This window comes from Nonomuraea sp. NPDC059023 (assembly GCF_042740095.1).
In the GTDB taxonomy this organism is placed as follows: domain Bacteria; phylum Actinomycetota; class Actinomycetes; order Streptosporangiales; family Streptosporangiaceae; genus Nonomuraea.
This window is the reverse complement of the sequence record NZ_JBHYIO010000001.1, coordinates 378973-396309: the sequence shown is the minus strand read 5'-3', so window position 1 is coordinate 396309 and position 17337 is coordinate 378973. Positions and strand designations below refer to the sequence as shown.

19 protein-coding genes are annotated in these 17337 nt (G+C 68.4%); 1 reads left to right on the top strand and 18 read right to left on the bottom strand.

Features of this window, described 5'->3' with window-relative positions; translation table 11 throughout:
• Positions 1 to 47 precede the first annotated feature (47 nt).
• From atpD to rpmE, 17 genes are all read right to left on the bottom strand, one after another.
• Positions 48 to 1481, bottom strand: coding sequence for a F0F1 ATP synthase subunit beta (atpD, locus tag ACFWYW_RS01775; protein ID WP_379609106.1), 1434 nt, complete (start codon positions 1479 to 1481; stop codon positions 48 to 50).
• Position 1482: 1 nt separating this feature from the next.
• Positions 1483 to 2385 (bottom strand): F0F1 ATP synthase subunit gamma, encoded by a 903-nt coding sequence (locus ACFWYW_RS01770; protein WP_379609105.1) that lies wholly within the window; start codon positions 2383 to 2385, stop codon positions 1483 to 1485.
• Positions 2386 to 2388: 3 nt separating this feature from the next.
• Positions 2389 to 4038, bottom strand: coding sequence for a F0F1 ATP synthase subunit alpha (gene atpA / locus ACFWYW_RS01765; RefSeq protein ID WP_379609104.1), 1650 nt, complete (start codon positions 4036 to 4038; stop codon positions 2389 to 2391).
• Positions 4039 to 4062: 24 nt separating this feature from the next.
• Positions 4063 to 4872 carry a F0F1 ATP synthase subunit delta gene (locus ACFWYW_RS01760; RefSeq protein ID WP_379609103.1) on the bottom strand — a complete coding sequence of 270 codons (810 nt, stop codon included), beginning with the start codon at positions 4870 to 4872 and terminating at the stop codon, positions 4063 to 4065.
• 37 nt (positions 4873 to 4909) lie between these two features.
• The gene (locus ACFWYW_RS01755) at positions 4910 to 5455 is read right to left on the bottom strand and encodes a F0F1 ATP synthase subunit B (RefSeq protein ID WP_379609102.1); all 546 of its coding nucleotides are present in this window, start codon (positions 5453 to 5455) and stop codon (positions 4910 to 4912) included.
• Between the two features lie 33 nt (positions 5456 to 5488).
• On the bottom strand, positions 5489 to 5719 hold the full coding sequence (atpE, locus tag ACFWYW_RS01750; protein WP_101784104.1) for an ATP synthase F0 subunit C: 231 nt from the start codon (positions 5717 to 5719) through the stop codon (positions 5489 to 5491).
• A gap of 72 nt (positions 5720 to 5791) precedes the next feature.
• Positions 5792 to 6592, bottom strand: a complete 801-nt coding sequence (atpB, locus tag ACFWYW_RS01745) for a F0F1 ATP synthase subunit A (RefSeq protein WP_379609101.1) — start codon at positions 6590 to 6592, stop codon at positions 5792 to 5794.
• Positions 6593 to 6659: 67 nt separating this feature from the next.
• Positions 6660 to 6878, bottom strand: coding sequence for an AtpZ/AtpI family protein (locus ACFWYW_RS01740; protein ID WP_379609100.1), 219 nt, complete (start codon positions 6876 to 6878; stop codon positions 6660 to 6662).
• Between the two features lie 64 nt (positions 6879 to 6942).
• Entirely contained in the window at positions 6943 to 7365 is a 423-nt protein-coding gene (locus ACFWYW_RS01735) for a hypothetical protein (RefSeq protein WP_184965958.1), read from the bottom strand.
• Between the two features lie 131 nt (positions 7366 to 7496).
• Complete coding sequence (locus tag ACFWYW_RS01730; RefSeq protein WP_379609099.1) at positions 7497 to 8666, bottom strand: MraY family glycosyltransferase; 1170 nt, start codon at positions 8664 to 8666, stop codon at positions 7497 to 7499.
• Between the two features lie 151 nt (positions 8667 to 8817).
• Positions 8818 to 10074 carry a serine hydroxymethyltransferase gene (glyA, locus tag ACFWYW_RS01725; protein WP_379609098.1) on the bottom strand — a complete coding sequence of 419 codons (1257 nt, stop codon included), beginning with the start codon at positions 10072 to 10074 and terminating at the stop codon, positions 8818 to 8820.
• Positions 10075 to 10141: 67 nt separating this feature from the next.
• Positions 10142 to 10516, bottom strand: coding sequence for a hypothetical protein (locus ACFWYW_RS01720; RefSeq protein WP_379609097.1), 375 nt, complete (start codon positions 10514 to 10516; stop codon positions 10142 to 10144).
• Positions 10516 to 12336: a hypothetical protein gene (locus ACFWYW_RS01715; protein ID WP_379609096.1), complete on the bottom strand. Its 1821-nt coding sequence runs from the start codon at positions 12334 to 12336 to the stop codon at positions 10516 to 10518. Before ACFWYW_RS01715 ends, ACFWYW_RS01720 begins: the two co-directional genes overlap by 1 nt.
• A gap of 80 nt (positions 12337 to 12416) precedes the next feature.
• A complete protein-coding gene (locus ACFWYW_RS01710; RefSeq protein ID WP_379609095.1) occupies positions 12417 to 13064 on the bottom strand; it encodes an L-threonylcarbamoyladenylate synthase in 648 nt (215 codons plus the stop codon).
• A gap of 49 nt (positions 13065 to 13113) precedes the next feature.
• Positions 13114 to 13968, bottom strand: a complete 855-nt coding sequence (gene prmC, locus ACFWYW_RS01705) for a peptide chain release factor N(5)-glutamine methyltransferase (protein WP_379609094.1) — start codon at positions 13966 to 13968, stop codon at positions 13114 to 13116.
• Positions 13965 to 15017 carry a peptide chain release factor 1 gene (gene prfA, locus ACFWYW_RS01700; protein WP_379609093.1) on the bottom strand — a complete coding sequence of 351 codons (1053 nt, stop codon included), beginning with the start codon at positions 15015 to 15017 and terminating at the stop codon, positions 13965 to 13967. The genes prmC and prfA overlap by 4 nt, the downstream gene beginning before the upstream one ends.
• Before the next feature lie 90 nt (positions 15018 to 15107).
• On the bottom strand, positions 15108 to 15326 hold the full coding sequence (gene rpmE / locus ACFWYW_RS01695; RefSeq protein WP_184965973.1) for a 50S ribosomal protein L31: 219 nt from the start codon (positions 15324 to 15326) through the stop codon (positions 15108 to 15110).
• Between the two features lie 241 nt (positions 15327 to 15567).
• Between rpmE and ACFWYW_RS01690 the strand changes: the two genes are divergently transcribed.
• Positions 15568 to 16650 carry a hypothetical protein gene (locus ACFWYW_RS01690; RefSeq protein WP_379609092.1) on the top strand — a complete coding sequence of 361 codons (1083 nt, stop codon included), beginning with the start codon at positions 15568 to 15570 and terminating at the stop codon, positions 16648 to 16650.
• Between the two features lie 42 nt (positions 16651 to 16692).
• Here ACFWYW_RS01690 and ACFWYW_RS01685 read toward each other — a convergent pair whose 3' ends face one another.
• Positions 16693 to 17328 (bottom strand): response regulator, encoded by a 636-nt coding sequence (locus ACFWYW_RS01685; protein WP_379609091.1) that lies wholly within the window; start codon positions 17326 to 17328, stop codon positions 16693 to 16695.
• Positions 17329 to 17337: the final 9 nt, after the last annotated feature.

The following is a 17337-nucleotide window of genomic DNA, read 5'->3' as shown; positions in this document are numbered from 1 at the left end:
TCAAGATGCCGGTATCAGCGCTTGCTGACACCGGCATCGTCGGGCGATCAGCGCTCGAGTTCCTTGGCCTTCGCCACGGCCTGCTCGATGCCGCCGACCATGAAGAACGCCTGCTCGGGCAGGTGGTCGTACTCACCGGCGCACAGCCCCTTGAAGGAGGCGATGGTCTCGTCCAGCGGCACGTTCTCACCCGGCTGACCGGTGAACGCCTCGGCGGCGTACATCGGGTGCGACAGGAAGCGCTCGATGCGGCGGGCCCGGTTAACCGTGACCTTGTCCTCTTCGGACAGCTCGTCGATACCGAGGATCGCGATGATGTCCTGCAGCTCCTTGTACTTCTGCAGGATGCGCTTCGTCTCCTGGGCCACCGCGTAGTGCTCGGCGCCGACGATCTGCGGGTCGAGGATGCGGGAGCTGGAGTCGAGCGGGTCCACCGCGGGGTAGATGCCCTTCTCCGAGATCGGCCGCGACAGAACGGTCTGCGCGTCGAGGTGCGCGAACGCGTTGTGCGGAGCCGGGTCGGTGATGTCGTCCGCGGGCACGTAGATCGCCTGCATGGAGGTGATCGAGTGACCACGCGTCGAGGTGATGCGCTCCTGGAGCACACCCATCTCGTCGGCCAGCGTGGGCTGGTAACCCACGGCGGACGGCATGCGGCCGAGCAGGGTGGAGACCTCGGAACCGGCCTGCGTGAAGCGGAAGATGTTGTCGATGAACAGAAGCACGTCCTGCTTCTGCACGTCGCGGAAGTACTCCGCCATCGTCAGCGCCGACAGGGCCACGCGCAGACGGGTGCCCGGGGGCTCGTCCATCTGGCCGAAGACGAGCGCGGTGTCCTTGAGGACGTCCGCCTCCTCCATCTCCAGCCAGAGGTCGTTGCCCTCACGGGTACGCTCGCCGACGCCCGCGAAGCAGGACGTACCACCGAAGTTACGCGCGACTCGGCGGATCATCTCCTGGATCAGAACGGTCTTGCCGACACCGGCGCCACCGAACAGACCGATCTTGCCGCCCTGCACGTACGGGGTCAGCAGGTCGATGACCTTGATGCCGGTGACCAGCATCTCGGTACGCGACTCAAGCTGGTCGAACGCCGGGCTGGGGCGGTGGATGCCCCACTTCTCGGTGACCTTCAGGGAGGAGGTCGGCACGTCGAGGGACTCGCCGAGCGCGTTCCACACGTGACCCTTGACGACGTCGCCGACGGGCACCGAGATCGGCTCGCCGGAGTCGGTGACGGCCGAGCCGCGCACCAGGCCGTCGGTGGGCTGCATGGAGATGGCGCGGACCAGGTTGTCACCCAGGTGCTGGGCGACCTCCAGGGTCAGCTTCTTCGTCTCGCCGCCGAGCGTGACCTCGACGTTCAGCGCGTTGTAGATGTCGGGCATCGCCTCGACGGGGAACTCCACGTCGACGACGGGACCGTTGACACGAGCCACACGGCCCGTGCCGGTCGTGGTCTCAACAGCCTCTGCAGTCATTTCACTCTTTCCCCGCTGCGGCGTCGGCCAGCGCGTTGGCGCCACCGACGATCTCGCTGATTTCCTGGGTGATCTCGGCCTGGCGAGCCTGGTTCATCTGCTGGGTCAGAACCCGCATCAGCTCGTTGGCGTTGTCCGTCGCGGACTTCATCGCGCGCCGGCGCGCGGCCTCCTCGGAGGCCGCCGACTGCAGCAGCGCGGTGAAGATACGGGACTCGACGTAGCGCGGCAGCAACGATTCCAGCACGTCGCCCGCGGTGGGCTCGAACTCGAAGTACGGCGGGATCGTGTCCGTCGCCGTGGCCTCGGTCTCCTCGATCTCAAGCGGCAGGATGCGCTTGACCACCACGTTCTGGGTGAGCATCGAGACGAACTCGGTCGAGACGATGTGGATCTCGTCGATCCCGTTGTCGTCCTTGAACGAGTCGATCAGCTCGCCCGCGATGGTCTTGGCGTCGGCGTAGGAGGGCTTCCTGGAGAAGCCGACCCACTGCCCGCCCATCGAACGCGAGCGGAAGGAGTGCCAGGTGACACCCTTGCGGCCGGTCACGAACGGGATGACTTCGAGCCCGCGGCCCGCCAGCAGCCCGCGCAGGGCCTCGGCCTCGCGCAGGACGTTGGCGTTGAAGCCGCCACAGAACCCGCTGTCGCTGGTGACGATGAGGACGCCCGCCTTGGCGGGGTTCTCCTTCGCCACCGTCAGGGGATGGTCGACGCTCGCCGCGTTGCTGACGACGCCCGTGACGGCGCGAGTGATCTCACGCTCGTACGGCAGCGCCGCGTGCATCCGCTGCTGCGCCCGCACGATCCGTGAGGAGGCGATGAGCTCCTGGGCGCGCGTGATCTTGGCGGTCGAGGTGACCGACTTGATCCGCCGCCGCAGCAGCCTTAGCTGGGCACCCATGGCCTACTTCTTCTCCGCCGGCCGGACGACCTTCTTGATCTTCTCCTGGCCGACCTCGTCCGCGTCCAGCGGCGCGACCGGCTCGTCCTTGATCAGAAGCTCACCCGAGGAGGTGGTGAAGCCCTTCTTGAACTCCGTCACGCTGTCCTTGAGCGCGGTGACGGTGTCGTCCGACAGCTCGCGGGTCTCCCGGATGCTGTCGAAGATGCCCTTGTGCGCGCTCTGGATGTAGTCGAGGAACTCCGACTCGAAGCGGCGGATGTCCTCGACCGGGACCTCGTCGAGCTCACCGGTGGTGCCGGCCCACACCGACACGACCTCGCGCTCCAGCGAGAACGGGCTGTACTGGGGCTGCTTGAGCAGCTCGACCAGGCGCAGACCACGCTCGAGCTGAGCCTTGGAGGCGGCGTCGAGGTCGGAGGCGAACGCGGCGAACGCCTCCAGGTCGCGGTACTGCGACAGGGCCAGACGGAGCGTACCGGCGACCTTGCGCATCGCCTTGGCCTGCGCGGAACCACCGACTCGGGAGACGGAGATACCGACGTTGATGGCCGGGCGGACACCGGCGTTGAACAGGTCGGTCTCGAGGAAGACCTGGCCGTCGGTGATGGAGATGACGTTGGTCGGGATGAACGCCGAGACGTCGTTGCCCTTGGTCTCGATGATCGGCAGACCGGTCATCGAGCCGCCGCCCATGTCGTCGGAGAGCTTGGCGCAGCGCTCCAGCAGGCGGGAGTGGAGGTAGAAGACGTCGCCGGGGAAGGCCTCACGGCCCGGCGGGCGACGCAGCAGGAGGGAGACCGCGCGGTAGGCGTCGGCCTGCTTGGTCAGGTCGTCGAAGACGATCAGGACGTGCTTGCCCTGGTACATCCAGTGCTGGCCGATGGCCGAACCGGTGTAGGGGGCGAGGTACTTGTAGCCTGCGGCGTCGGACGCGGGAGCGGCCACGATGGTCGTGTACTCCAGCGCGCCCGCCTCCTCCAGGCGAGCCCTGACCTGCGCGATCGTCGAGCCCTTCTGGCCGACCGCGACGTAGACGCAGCGCACCTGCTTCTTCGGGTCGCCCGAGAGCCAGTTGTCGCGCTGGTTGAGGATGGTGTCCACGGCGATCGCGGTCTTGCCCGTGCCACGGTCGCCGATGATCAGCTGACGCTGGCCACGGCCGATCGCGGTCATGGCGTCGATCGCCTTGATGCCGGTGGCGAGGGACTCCTTCACCGGCTGGCGCTGGACGACACTGGGCGCCTGGAGCTCAAGGGCGCGCAGGCCCTCGGACTCGATGTGGCCCTTGCCGTCGAGCGGGTTGCCCAGGGGGTCGACCACGCGGCCGAGGAAGTTGTCGCCGACGGGCACGGACAGGACCTCGCCCGTCCGGCGGACCGTCTGGCCTTCTTCGATCTTGCTGAAGTCGCCCAGGATAACGACACCGATCTCGCGGGTGTCGAGGTTCAGTGCCAGACCGCGCGTGCCGTCCTCGAACTCGAGCAGTTCGTTCGCCATCGCCGAGGGAAGGCCGGAGACGTGGGCGATGCCGTCGCCACAGTCGACGACGGTCCCGATCTCCTCGCGCGCGGCGCCTTCCGGTTCGTACGCCTGGACGAAGCGCTCAAGCGCGTCCCGGATCTCGTCCGGCCGGATCGTAAGCTCCGCCATCTCTACTCTGTCTCCCTATTCGCCTTAGCCGGCCAGCCGGCGGCGGACTTCTTCGATTCGTCCCACAATGGTGGTGTCGATGATCTCGTCGCCGATGCGGACCGAGAATCCACCGAGCACACGCGGATCCACCTCGACGTTCAGGTGCACGTCGCGGCCGTAGGAGCCGCGCAGCCACGCCGTCAGGCGCTGCTTCTGCTCCTCACTGAGCGCGACGGCGCTGCGCACCACCGCGACGAGGCGCTGACGCTGCTGAGCGACCAGCTGCCCGTACTCCTCGAGGCCACCCTCCAGATTACGTCCTCGCGGGTGCGTGGCCAGCTGTGTGACCAGACGCAGCGTGGACGGTGCGACCTTGCCGCCGAGCAGATCCCGCAGCAGTTGCTGCTTGCCCTCGGCGGGCGCGGCCGCGTCGGTGAGAGCGAGGCGCAGTTCGGGGTTGGCGGCGACGATGCGGCCGAAGCGGAAGAGCTCGTCCTCCACGTCGTCCAGCTTGCCCTGCCCCTCGGCCTCGGCGGCGGCGGCGACCACGCCGAGCCGCTCCAGCACGTCGGTCAGGTCCCCGGCCCGCGACCACCTGGCCGCGACCGCGGCCTCGACGGTGCCGAGGGTCGCGTCGCCGACCTTGCCCTGGAGCAGGCCGCGGAGGGTCTCCGCCTTCTGCCCGGCGGGCCTGGCCGGGTCGGACAGGGCGCGGCGCAGACCGTGCTCGCGGTCGAGCAGGTCGGTGACCGCGAACAGCTCGTCGGAGAGCGCGCCGAGGTCGGCGCTGCCGGCCGCGGCGTTGAAGCGCTCCTCGACCTCAGCCAGCGAGGTCCTGCTCAGACCCCTCATGTGTCGCTCCGCTCAGTGCGTCGGGTTCGCTCCGGCATCAGCGCACCGCCGCGGAGTTCTCGAGCTCGTCGAGGAACCGGTCGACGGTACGGCGCTGCCGGACCTCGTCCTCGAGGGACTCGCCGACGATGCGTCCGGCCAGGTCGGTCGACAGGCGGCCGATCTCGTTGCGGAGCGAGGCGAACGCCGCCTGGCGGTCGGCCTCGATCTGGGCGTGCGCCGCCTCGACGAGACGACGGGCCTCGGCCTGCGCCTCCTCGCGGAGCTCGGCCTTGATCTGCGCGGCCTGCTCACGAGCTTCCTCGCGCAGACGAGCCGCCTCATGCCGGGCCTCGGCCAGCTGGTCGCGGTACTGCTGCTGCAGCGCCTGCGCCTCGGCCTGGGCCTCTTCAGCCCTCTTGATGCCGCCCTCGATGGCGTCGGTCCGCTCGGCCAGAGTCTTCTGGACACGCGGGACGAGCACCTTGATGAGGAAGAAGGCGACAACGGCGAACGCGAAGATACCGACGACGAGCTCGTACGTGTGCGGCAGGAGGGGGTTGTACCCCTCCTCCGCAGCGAGGAGCGTAGCTGCCTTAGTCATGGGTGCAGCCTTTCGTCAGGGTGGTCTACGTCTTTACAGGTTGGCGAAGATGAACGGCGCGACCAGACCGATCAGAGCCAGGGCCTCGGTGAGAACGAAGCCGAGGAGCATGTTCTGGCGGATCAGACCGTACGCCTCCGGCTGGCGGGCAATGGCCTGCACGCCCTGACCGAAGATGATGCCGACGCCGATGCCGGGGCCGATGGCGGCGAGACCGTAACCGATGGCGGTGACGTTGCCGGAGACCTCAGCGAGAACGCTCATTGCTGTTTTCCTTTACTGGACGGCCGGTGAAGCGGAGTCTCACCGGTCACGGACTGTTCCGGTATGTGGTTCTCAGTGCTCCGCGTGCAGCGAGCCGCCGATGTACATCGAGGCCAGCATCGCGAAGAGGAATGCCTGCAGGAACTGGATGAACATCTCGAAGCCGGTGAAGATGATGGTCATCACCACACCGAGCACGCCGATCGGGGCGCCCAGCGGGGTCAGCTTCTCGAACAGGAACCAGAAGCCCACCATGCTGAAGAAGGCCAGCAGCATGTGACCGGCGAACATGTTGGCGAACAGTCGCACCGCGTGCGTGAAAGGCGCGATGATCATGTTCGAGAGAAACTCGATCGGGGCCAGCAGGAAGTAGATCGGCTTGGGAAGTCCCGGGGGGAACATCATGTTCTTGAAGTAGCCGATGGCGCCCTGGTGCTTGACGCCGAGATACACCTTGAGGATGTAGATGGTGATCGCGAGCACCGCGGGGAAGGCGATGTGGGAGGCGACAGGGAACTGGACGAAGGGCACGACGCCCATCAGGTTCCAGACCAGCACCAGGAAGAACATGGTCAGGAGCAGGCCCATCCAGCGGTCGGCGTCCTTGCCCAGGAAGGGCCGGGCGACCTGGTCGCGCACGAACATGTAGCCGTACTCGGCGACGTTCTGGATGCCCCTGGGCACGATCTTCGGCTTCGCGAAGGCCGCCCAGCAGAAGCCGATCACGATGATCGAGCTGAGGATCGCGAGGAGAACCGGCTTGGTGAACCAGGCGACCCCGGGAATGATCGGGGCAAGGTCGAACAGTGACTCGGGCGTCGGCGCCCCGAACTCGCCAGGAGTGTCGGCGGCCAGGACCGTCAGCGCATTCACGCGGCGTCCCCTTCAACGTCGTAGTGGATCACAAGGGTTTCCTCAGCGAAGCGATCGCCAGGTGGGGTCAGCGACCGTACTTCCGGTAGACCAGGTAGACGGCGAGAGCGACCCCCACGACAATGCCTATGGGGAAGAGCGCGGACGTGCCGAACCAGCGGTCCAGCAACCAGCCCGCACCGCCGTAGATCGCCATCCCGGAGAGAAGGTAGCTGGGAATCGACCACGCGGCGTTGGCGAAGTCCTGGCCGTCGTCTTCGGGCCGGCGCTTCTTCTCTTCGCTCATCGCGCGCCCGACGATAGCAGGCAAGCAGAGGACTAGTCATATCGGACCCGCCCCTTTACCTTGCTCATGAGTCGCCCTGGCCCGGGACTTTGGCGTCGGGGTCCACGTACAGCATCTTCGTCTTCACGAAGGCCCTGACTTCTGCCGCGGTCCACACGATCGTGCAGATCACGACGCTCCAGGCGAAGGCCCTCGGGTTCCACACGGTGGTGTCACCGAACGTGGAGAGCATGACCATGATGACGACGACTTTGACGAGGTAGCTGACCATGGCGGCGGCGGCCATCATCTGCGGGGAGATTCTGGCGGCGTAGGAGACGACCACCACGCTGATGCTGAAGAAGACACCGACCAGCGCGAGCCCGACCAGGGCTCCGATGACTCCCTTACCCCCCGCGAGGAAGAAGGCCACGATGGCGGCAACGGCGCCCACGACCAGCGTGGGCAGCGCGGCGCTTTTGAGTACGCGCACGTCGTTGGCCTGCATCGGTGCTCCCGTAGCGAGTTATCAAGCGAGCGTTTGCTACCCCCAGAGCCGGTGCGTCCGGGGGGCCTTGCTCGTGAAAGATATCACAAGCTCATGGAAGACCGCTTTTACCTGCCGTTTCTAGTTCGCGATCATGAACCGCCGGGGAACGCCTGGACCGTGTTGCGCTCCTGGTTGGGGGACGGGCGGCGTACCTGCTGGGTGACCTCGTCGAACGGCTGGATGACGGGCATCGGGCCGGTCGGCGGGCCGTCGTCGTCATCGCCGGAGTCGCCACGCGGGGCGGCGTGCGCGCCGCCGCGGCCGCGGAACCGGGGCAGCGCCATCATGACCAGCACGCCGAGTGCGAGCAGAATCACAATCGGGAAGAGCAGGATCGGCACCCCGAACACCGACATCGTCACCAGGCCGAAGGCGAACAGGACCGTCCACGCGTACATGATCAGGACCGTGCGGCGCTGCGAGTGGCCGATGTCGAGCAGCCGGTGGTGCAGGTGACCCCGGTCGGGCGCGAACGGGGACAGGCCGTGGGACGTGCGTCTGACCACGGCGGTGATCAGGTCGGTCAGCGGCAGGACCAGCACGGCCACCGGCAGCAGCAGCGGCACCAGCGTGCCGAACTTGTTGATGCCCTCGAAGGAGAACGGGTCGAGCGGGGTCACCGTGATGAGCGAGCCGGCCAGCACCAGGCCCAGCAGCATCGCGCCGGTGTCGCCCATGAAGATCTTGGCCGGGTGGAAGTTGTGCGGCAGGAAGCCGAGGCACATGCCGATGAGGATCGCGGTGATGGCGGCCGTGGTGTTGATGCGGTTCTGCTCGATGGCCTGGTCGAGGAAGATGGAGTACATCCAGGTGGCCGCCGCGGCGATGCCGACGATGCCGGCCGCCAGGCCGTCGAGCCCGTCGACGAAGTTCACCGCGTTGATGGCCACGACCACGATCAGGATCGTCAGCACCGTGCTCAGGTTGTAGTCGAGCACGTACGCGCCGCCCCAGCTGTCCGGCAGCGGGATCGAGGTCAGGCGCATGTCGAAGAAGACCATGACGCCCGCCGCCGCGATCTGGCCGCCCAGCTTGATGAAGGGGTCCATCCCCCACCAGTCGTCCAGGAAGCCGGTCAGCGTGATCACGCCGCCCGCCACGATCAGCGCCAGTGTGGTCTGGTCCTGCGACAGGACGTAGCCGGTGCGGTTGAGGTTGCCCGCCACCAGCAGGCCCGCGACCAGGCCGAAGTACATGGCGAGACCGCCCAGGCGCGGGGTCGGCGTGGTGTGCACGTCGCGCTCGCGAACCTCGGGCATCGCTCCGATGCGAATGGCAAAGCGACGGACCAGCGGCACGAGAAGAAACGTCACCGCTGCCGCGACCAACGCCATGAAGAGGTATTCGCGCACGGGCACCAGTTTCCCGGATCCTCCGGCCTACTGTGACCGGAAAACGACACAGAACAGCTTATAATTCGCTGAGATAAGGCTGGTGTATGACCAGCAGCTCCGAAACCCGTCTCCGCACTTCAGCGACAGTGTCCGGATATCTCACCGCCTGCGCCACGAGTGTTGCCACTTCTTTCAGCTCCTCGGGTCCCATGCCCTGCGTGGTGACGCAAGGCGTGCCGACCCTGACTCCTGACGTGACGGCAGGTGGTTCGGGATCATACGGGATCACGTTGCGGTTCAGGGTGATCGCGGCCGCCGCGCACCGGCGTTCCGCCTCCGCCCCGGTGACGCCCAGCCCCCGCAGGTCGATCAGCGCCAGGTGGCTGTCGGTGCCGCCGGACACCGGGCGCATGCCCTCCTCCGCGAGCGTGTCGCTCAGCGCCCTCGCGTTGTCGACCACCCGCCTGGCGTAGTCGGCGAACTCCGGCCGCAGAGCCTCGCCGAACGCCACCGCCTTCGCCGCGACGGCGTGCATCAGCGGCCCGCCCTGCACGAACGGGAAGACCGCCCGGTCCACCCGCGCCGCGACCTCGCGCGTGCAGAGGATGCCGCCGCCGCGCGGGCCGCGCAGCGCCTTGTGCGTGGTGAAGGTGACCACGTCCGCGTACGGCACCGCGCTCGGGATCACACCCCCCGCCATCAGCCCGATCGTGTGCGCCACGTCGGCCAGGAGCCAGGCCCCGACCTCGTCGGCGATGTCGCGGAAGATCGAGAAGTTGACCAGGCGCGGATAGGCCGTCGCGCCGCAGACGATCACCTTCGGCCGGTGGCGCAGGGCCAGCGCCCTGACTTCGTCGTAGTCGATGAGTTCGGTGTCGCGCCGCACGCCGTACGCGATCACGTCGAACCATTTTCCGGAGAAGTTCACCTTCGAGCCATGCGTGAGATGGCCGCCGTGCGGCAGCGCCATGGCCAGCATCGTGTCGCCCGGCTGCAGCAGCGCCGCGTACGCGGCCAGGTTCGCCGAGGCCCCCGAGTGCGGCTGGACGTTCGCGTGCTCGGCCCCGAACAACTCCTTGGCCCGCGAGATCGCCAGCCGCTCCGCCCGGTCAACGACTTCGCAGCCGCCGTAGTAGCGGCGTCCCGGATAGCCCTCCGCGTACTTGTTCGTGAGGGTCGAACCCAGGGCGGCGAGCACGGCGGGCGAGGTGAAGTTCTCGCTCGCGATCAACTGGATCCCGCCGCGCACCCGGTCGAGCTCGTCGAGCAACACCTGGGCGATCTCGGGATCCTGCTGCTGCAGCAGGCCGAAGTCTGGCCCGTAGTAGGGCATTTTCTCAATGTACGCCCGTTTCCCTCACCCGACGCAGGTCCCCCTGGCACCACGCGCCGGAACGCCGTCAGGAGAAGGCATGCGGCGCCCCGGCAGAACTCGGCACCCAGCGCGGCGTGTCCGCGGCCTCGTCGCTGATCGCGGTCAGCACCGCCTGCCGGTAGAGGCCCAGCCGGGTACGCCACTCCGCGAGATCCTCGACGTAGCGCGCCCCCACCGGGGCGTCCCACGTCTGCGGGCTCCTGGCGAGCTGGTAGGCCTTGTCCAGAGCGCTCGTCAGCGACTCCAGCAGCGGCATGACGGCCTGCCAGGCGGTCACCAGGCGCTGGTACTCGGGATTGAACTCCCAGGCCCTCGGCTGGCCGTCCAGGGCGCCGGAGGCGGTGGCGGGCGGGGTCTCGCCGGGCTGGCGGGGCTGGGGGGCGGGCGGGTCCACGTACATCAGCGACTCCTCTCGCCCGGCTCCACCGCACCCGGCGGGCCGTCGGGCCGAATGTCCTCAGGCACCCACTTCCCCGTGCCCCACTCCCCCTTGGGCACCTCTACACTCGGCATCTCCATCGGCTGGACGTCGCGCACGTTGTCCATGAGCGTCTTGAGCGCCGCCGGGTCGAGCGGTTCGGCGTCCACGGACACCACATCACTGCCGTCGTCGGCCCACTGCTGGGGTCCCGCGCTGCCCGCCGCCGGGCCACTGCTCTCCGCTCCGGTACGGCCGTTCGCGGGGGTGCTGTACTCGGTCCCGGTACGGTCGCCGTTCCCTGCTCCGGTACGGTCACCCGCCTGACCAAGGTCACCGGAGGTCTCCGGGGTGCCGGGATCGGCCTTGGTGCCCGGTGCGGTGTCGTTTCCGCCGGTCTTCGCGCAGCCACCCTGCTCACCGGAGGCGTCCGAGGGCTGGTTGCCGACCGGCTGGGGCGGGGTGCCGGAGGTGTCCGGGGGCTGGTTGCCCACGGGCTGGGGCGGGGTGCCGGAGGTGTCCGGGGGCTGGTTGCCCGCAGGCTGGGTCGGTGTGGCCGGGTTGCCGTAGGCGTCGGAGGTCGCGGGCGGGTTGCCGACCGGTTGGGCGGGCGTGGCCGGGTTTCCGGAGGTTGCCGGTGGTGTGGCCGGGGTGCCGGAGGTGGTGGTTGGGTTGCCGTCGGGGTTCGGGGTCGTGGTGGTTGGGTTGCCGGGGTCGAGGGAGCCCGGCGGGCCGTCGGGTTTGATGTCCTGCGGCGCCCACTGGCCGTTGCCCCACTCTCCCTTGGGCACCTCCACCCCGGGCATGTCCATGGGCTGGACGTCCCTGACGTTCTCGATCAGCGCCCTCAGGGCGGCGGGGTCGATCGGCCTGGCATCCGCGGAGACCACGTCGCTGCCGTCGTTCGCCCAGGTGCTGAGGCCACCGGCGTCGACCGTCTTCCCGCCGGGCTGGATCTGGCCCGGAGTGGTGTCGCCGGCGAGCGACGGGGTGTCCTGGGGCTGGATGTCGTCGATGTTCCTGATCAGCTCCTCCAGCTCCTCGGCTGTGGGCGGATCGAGCGGAACCTGGAGGACCTTCACCCCGTCCACCTCGACGACCTGCGGCTTGGTCGGGTCGAGGGGAGGCTCGGCGCCCCGGTCGCGCCTGCTGTCACGCTCGTCGTCCTTGGGCTCGTCGCCCTTGACCGGGTCGTCCTTCTTGTCGTTCTTGTTCTCGTCGGAGGCGGCGACGTCATCGCTCTTGCGATCCGGCTTGTCGTCACCCTTCGGATCCGGCTTGTCCTCGGTCTTGACGTCGGGCTTGTCGTCCGTCTTCACATCGGGCTTGTCATCCGTCTTGACGTCCGGCTTGTCGTCGGTCTTGACGTCCGGCTTGTCCTCGGTCTTGACGTCCGGCTTGTCGCCCGGCTTCGGATCGTCCGCCCTGGGGTTGTCGTAGCGCGAGCGGTCGTCCCCGCGCTCTTCCTTCGGCTCGTCCTCGGGACCGGTCGGCGTCTTGGCGCCGTCCTTGGGCTCGTCGTTCCCGCCCAGAACACGCACCGGGTCCTTGCCCGCGTCCGCACCCCGAGGCGCGTCCTCACGCTTCTCCAGCACCGTCAGCCGGGTGTTGACGTCCTTGGACATCGTGTCGATGGCCTCGGCGACCTGACCCGGCCGATGCATGGCCCGGGTGGCCAGCCCCGCCCCGCTCATCACCTGGGCGACCCGGCCCTCGATCGCGCGCAGTTCCCCCGCCGCCCGCTTCACCTCGGCCAGCAGGTCACGCACCAGCTTCGGGTCCATGCCGTCGAACTTGCCCATGGGCGAGCCACCTCCGGGCACCACGGTAGGCCGCCCGTGCCCCCTGTGACTCGCGTGATAAACAGCGGGTATCGCTGGGATCAGCCGTCGGTGGCGACGTATCCGACAATCCCCCGCAACTTCTCCACCGGGATCGCCCCGCCCCGCAGCAACCGCGGCACCGCGGTGGTCAGGTCGAGGATGGTCGAGGGCGTGTTGTCACTCGTCGGTCCGGCGTCCAGGTAGACGGCCACGGACTCGCCGAGCTGGTCCTCCGCCTCGTCCGCGGTGGTGGCGGCGGGCGAGCCCGAGCGGTTGGCGCTGGAGACGGCCATCGGGCCGGTCTCCTTCAGCAGGTCGAGGGCGATCGGGTGCAACGGCATGCGCAGCGCCACCGTGCCCTTCGTGTCGCCGAGGTCCCACGACAGCGCCCGGTTGGCCTTGCACACGATCGTCAGCGGACCGGGCCAGAAGGCGTCGATGAGGTCCTGGCCGTAGGGGCCGAGGTCCTCGACCAGGGCGTTGGCCGCGCGTACGGTGCCGACCAGCACGGGCGGCGGCATCTCGCGGCCGCGGCCCTTGGCCTCCAGCAGTGCGGTGACGGCGCTCTGGGTGAAGGCGTCGGCGCCGATGCCGTAGACGGTGTCGGTCGGCAGCACCACGAGTTCGCCCCTGCGCACCGCGTTGGCGGCCTCGGTCAGGCCTTCGGCCTTCTGGTCGGCGTCCGAGCAGTCAAATCGTCGTCCCACGGCGCTGTCGGCCTCTCTGCGTTCTGAATGGGCGGTGCTCGCCCGCATCCTAGTCCTGGGCCAGCCTGGCGGTGACGAACCTGTCTCGCCGGGTGAGATCCTGGCGCAGCCGTACGTCCCGCCAGCCATTGTCCTCGGGGAAGGTCAGGTAGACCGACCGGCCCTGCTGGTCGGCGTGCTCCACGGCGACCCAGCCGCCCGGCCGCAGCAGGCGGAACGCCGTACGCTCCACCGCCCTGACCTCGTCGAGCCCGTCGTCGCCGGTGCCGTACAGCGCCCGCGAGGGGTCGTAGTCGCGCACCTCGGGGTCGCGCGGGATCGCGCCGGGCGGGATGTAGGGCGGGTTGGAGATCACCATGTCGACGGTGCCGTTGAGCTCCGGCAGCGCCTCCGCGAGGTCGTCGGGGTGCAGGTGGACGCGGCCCTGGCCGTGCTCGGCGATGTTGCGCTTGGCCCACGTGTACGCGCCGGGGTCGACCTCGACCGCGTGGACCTCGGCCAGCGAGACCTCCTGGGCGATGGACAGGGCGATCGCGCCGGAGCCGGTGCCGAGGTCGACGACGAGCGGCTGGGTGACGTCCATGGCGCGCAGGGTCTCGATGGCCCATCCGGCCATGACCTCGGTCTCCGGCCGCGGGACGAAGACGCCGGGGCCGACCTCAAGCTCCAGGTAGCGGAAGTAGGCGTGGCCGGTGATGTGCTGAAGGGGCTCGCGCGCCTCGCGCCTGGCGATGCCCTCCCAGAACAGGGCGTCGAAGTCGCCGTCCTTGACCGTGTGCAGCTCGCTTCTGCGCACGCCGTGGACGAACGCCGCGATCTCCTCCGCGTCGGTGCGCGGCGACGGCACACCGGCCTCGGCCAGCCGGGCCGTTGCGTGTGCGATCTCGTCCAGCAGAAATGTCATGAGTGTTGTGCGAGCTTCTCCGCCGTTTCGGCGTCGATCAGGGCCTGGGTGACGGCGGTGAGCTCGCCGTCGAGGACCTGGTCGAGGTTATACGCCTTGAAGCCGACGCGGTGGTCGGAGATGCGGTTCTCCGGGTAGTTGTAGGTGCGGATGCGCTCGGAACGGTCGACGGTGCGGACCTGCGACTTGCGCTCGGCCTGCGCGGCGGCGTCGGCCTCCTCCTGGGCGATGGCCAGCAGGCGGGCGCGCAGGATGCGCAGCGCCGACTCCTTGTTCTGCAGCTGGCTCTTCTCGTTCTGGCAGGAGACGACCACGCCGGTGGGCACGTGGGTGATGCGTACCGCGGAGTCGGTGGTGTTGACGCTCTGGCCGCCTGGTCCGCTGGAGCGGTAGACGTCGATGCGCAGGTCGTTGGGGTCGATCTGGACGTCGACCTCCTCCGCCTCCGGATAGATGAGCACGCCCGCGGCGCTGGTGTGGATCCGGCCCTGGGACTCGGTGGCGGGCACCCGCTGGACCCGGTGGACGCCGCCCTCGTACTTCAGCCTGGACCACACGCCCTCGTCGCCCTTGGCCCGGATGCCGACGGTGACGTCCTTGTAGCCGCCGAGGTCGGAGTGCTGGGCCTCGATGACCTCGGTCTTCCAGCCCAGTCGCTCGGCGTAGCGCAGGTACATCCGCAGCAGGTCACCGGCGAACAGCGCCGACTCCTCCCCGCCCTCGCCGGCCTTGATCTCCATGATGATGTCCTTGTCATCATTGGGATCGCGCGGGATGAGCAGGTGGCGGAGCTTCTCCTCCAGCTGCGGGATGCGGGCCGCGAGCTCCTCGGCCTCGGTGGCGAACGCCTCGTCCTCGCTCGCGAGCTCCTTGGCGGCGCTGAGGTCGTCGCGCACGCTCTCCAGCTCGCGGTAGGTGCCGACGATCGGGGTCAGGTGGCGGTAACGCTTGCCGAGCGTGCGGGCCTTGGACTGGTCAGCGTGCACGGCGGGATCGGCGAGCTGCGTCTCCAGCTCCGCGTACTCCTTGAGCAACTCGTCCAGGTTCACCGTGGGTCCCTTATGTCGTCCGTGCCGGCCGTATCACCAAGAACGCCGACCCGGCGCACCAGTGAGTGCGTCGGGCCGGCGTCAGGGGAGCTACTTGCTCTGGGCCTTCTTGCCGAAGCGCTGCTCGAAGCGCGCCACCCGGCCACCGGTGTCCAGGATCTTCTGCTTGCCCGTGTAGAACGGGTGGCAGGCCGAGCACACGTCGGCGTGGATGACGCCGTTCTTCGCGGTGCTGCGGGTCGTGAAGGAGTTACCGCACGTGCAGGTCACCTGCGTGACGTGGTACTCCGGGTGGATGTCGCTCTTCATGTGAGTCCTTTCGGGGTGCGGTCGCCGGGTCGCCTCAGCTGCTCTGCGCGCGGTCGCACACTGGATGTGGTGCGCGCGGCGGGAACCGGTACCGCTTCGGTTCAGCTACCAGTGTGCCAGACGTTGCAACCATCCCAGGCCACCAGGCATTCCCCGGATCTTGATGCCCAACTCACTCCTGTCGCACTAGGCTCCCGCGCATCAATCATTAGTTTTCCTCCCATAAAGGACATCAAAAGAGATGATGAGAAAGGTGCGGTTGCTGCTCGCGACCGCCACGGGGGCCGCCGTTCTCCTCGGAGGCGCTGGAATCACAGCCACGGCAGCCGGAGCCTCCACCTCCCTGACCGCCCGCACCGCGGCAGGGGACATCACGGGCGTCTCCGCCGGCAACACCTACGTGCCGAGCGACGGAACCGTCCAGGCCGGCATCAACTTCACGGTCAAGGACCCGCTGGGCACCGACCCGAACACCACGGTCCCGGCCGGCGTGACCGCCGAGATCACGCCGCCCGGCAAGGCCGCCCGTTCGGTGAACGTCTCCTACAGCCAGCCGTCCAAGGGGAGCGACGGCAAGCTGCCCACCTCGGCGTCCGGTACGGGTTCGTTCAGCATCTCCAGCGACGACCCGGCCGGCGACTGGTCGCTGACGTTCAAGGTCAGCCGCGGCGGATCGATCAGCAGCGACTCCTTCACCGTCAACGTGACGGGCAAGAAGGCGAGCATCAGCGCCTCGGTGACGCCCGACCCCGTCAACCTCAAGAAGGGCCGCGAGGTCCAGGTCGACGTCCGCGCCAGGGTCAAGGACGCCGGCTCGGTCAGCGCCCGCCTGGTCAGCGACGACACCAGCGAGTACTACGACCTCGGCACCCTGAGCCAGGACGGCTACGGCGTCTACACCGGCAGCACGTACTTCAGCGACGACACCGAGCCCGGCGCGTGGACCCTGGAGGTGAGCGCGACCCGGGGCAGCGAGACGTTCAAGGGCCAGGTGGCCTTCACCGTCAACGAGCCCGAAGGCGGCGTCTCCAAGAAGGCCAAGTCCAAGGTCACCCTCTCCGTGCAGAAAAAGGGCACGAAGGTCAAGGTGTACGGCAAGGCCACCCGCGCCGGCAAGGCCTACAAGGTCAAGATGCTGGCCGTCTACTACAAGGCCAAGGGCGCCAAGACGTACAAGCGCATCGCGTTCGTGAAGACGGACTCGGCCGGCAAGTACAGCACCAAGGTCAAGATCAAGAAGGACGGCTACGTCAAGGTGAAGGTCTCGGGCACCAGCAAGACCAGGAGCGCCTGGTCCCCGCAGAAGTTCGTGAACATCAAGTAGCCCGCGTCCGACCGGCCCGCGCCCTCGTCGGCGCGGGCCGTTTCAGCGCCCCAGGTAGGCCAGCACCGCCAGCACCCGGCGGTGGTCGTCGGGTGCCTGGCCGAGCGAGAGCTTGGCGAAGATGCCGGAAATGTGCTTCTCCACGGCCCCTTCCTTGACCGACAGACGGCCCGCTATGGCGGTGTTGGAGCGTCCCTCGGCCATGAGCGCCAGGACCTCGCGCTCGCGCGGGGACAGCATGTCCATCGCCGTACCCCTGCGCTGCCTGCCCAGGAGCTGCAGCACCACCTCGGGGTCGATGACCGTGCCGCCCTCCGCCACCTGCCGCACCACCGCCAGGAACTCGGCCACGTCGGAGATCCGCTCCTTCAGCAGGTAGCCCACGCCGGGGCCGATGAGCTCGGCCGCGTAGCGCTCCTCCACGTACTGCGACAGCACGAGGATCGGGAAGTCCGGCCGCCGCGCCCGCACGTCGAGGGCGGCGCGCAGGCCCTCGTCGGTGTTGCTCGGCGGCATGCGCACGTCGACGATCGCCAGGTCGGGCCGGTGGCGTTCGACCGCGCTGATCAGCGAGGGGCCGTCGCCCACCGCCGCCGCCGTCTCGATGCCGCCGTCGGCCAGCAGGCGGGCCAGGCCCTCACGCAGCAGCACCGAGTCCTCGGCGATCACCACTCGCATGCGCCCATG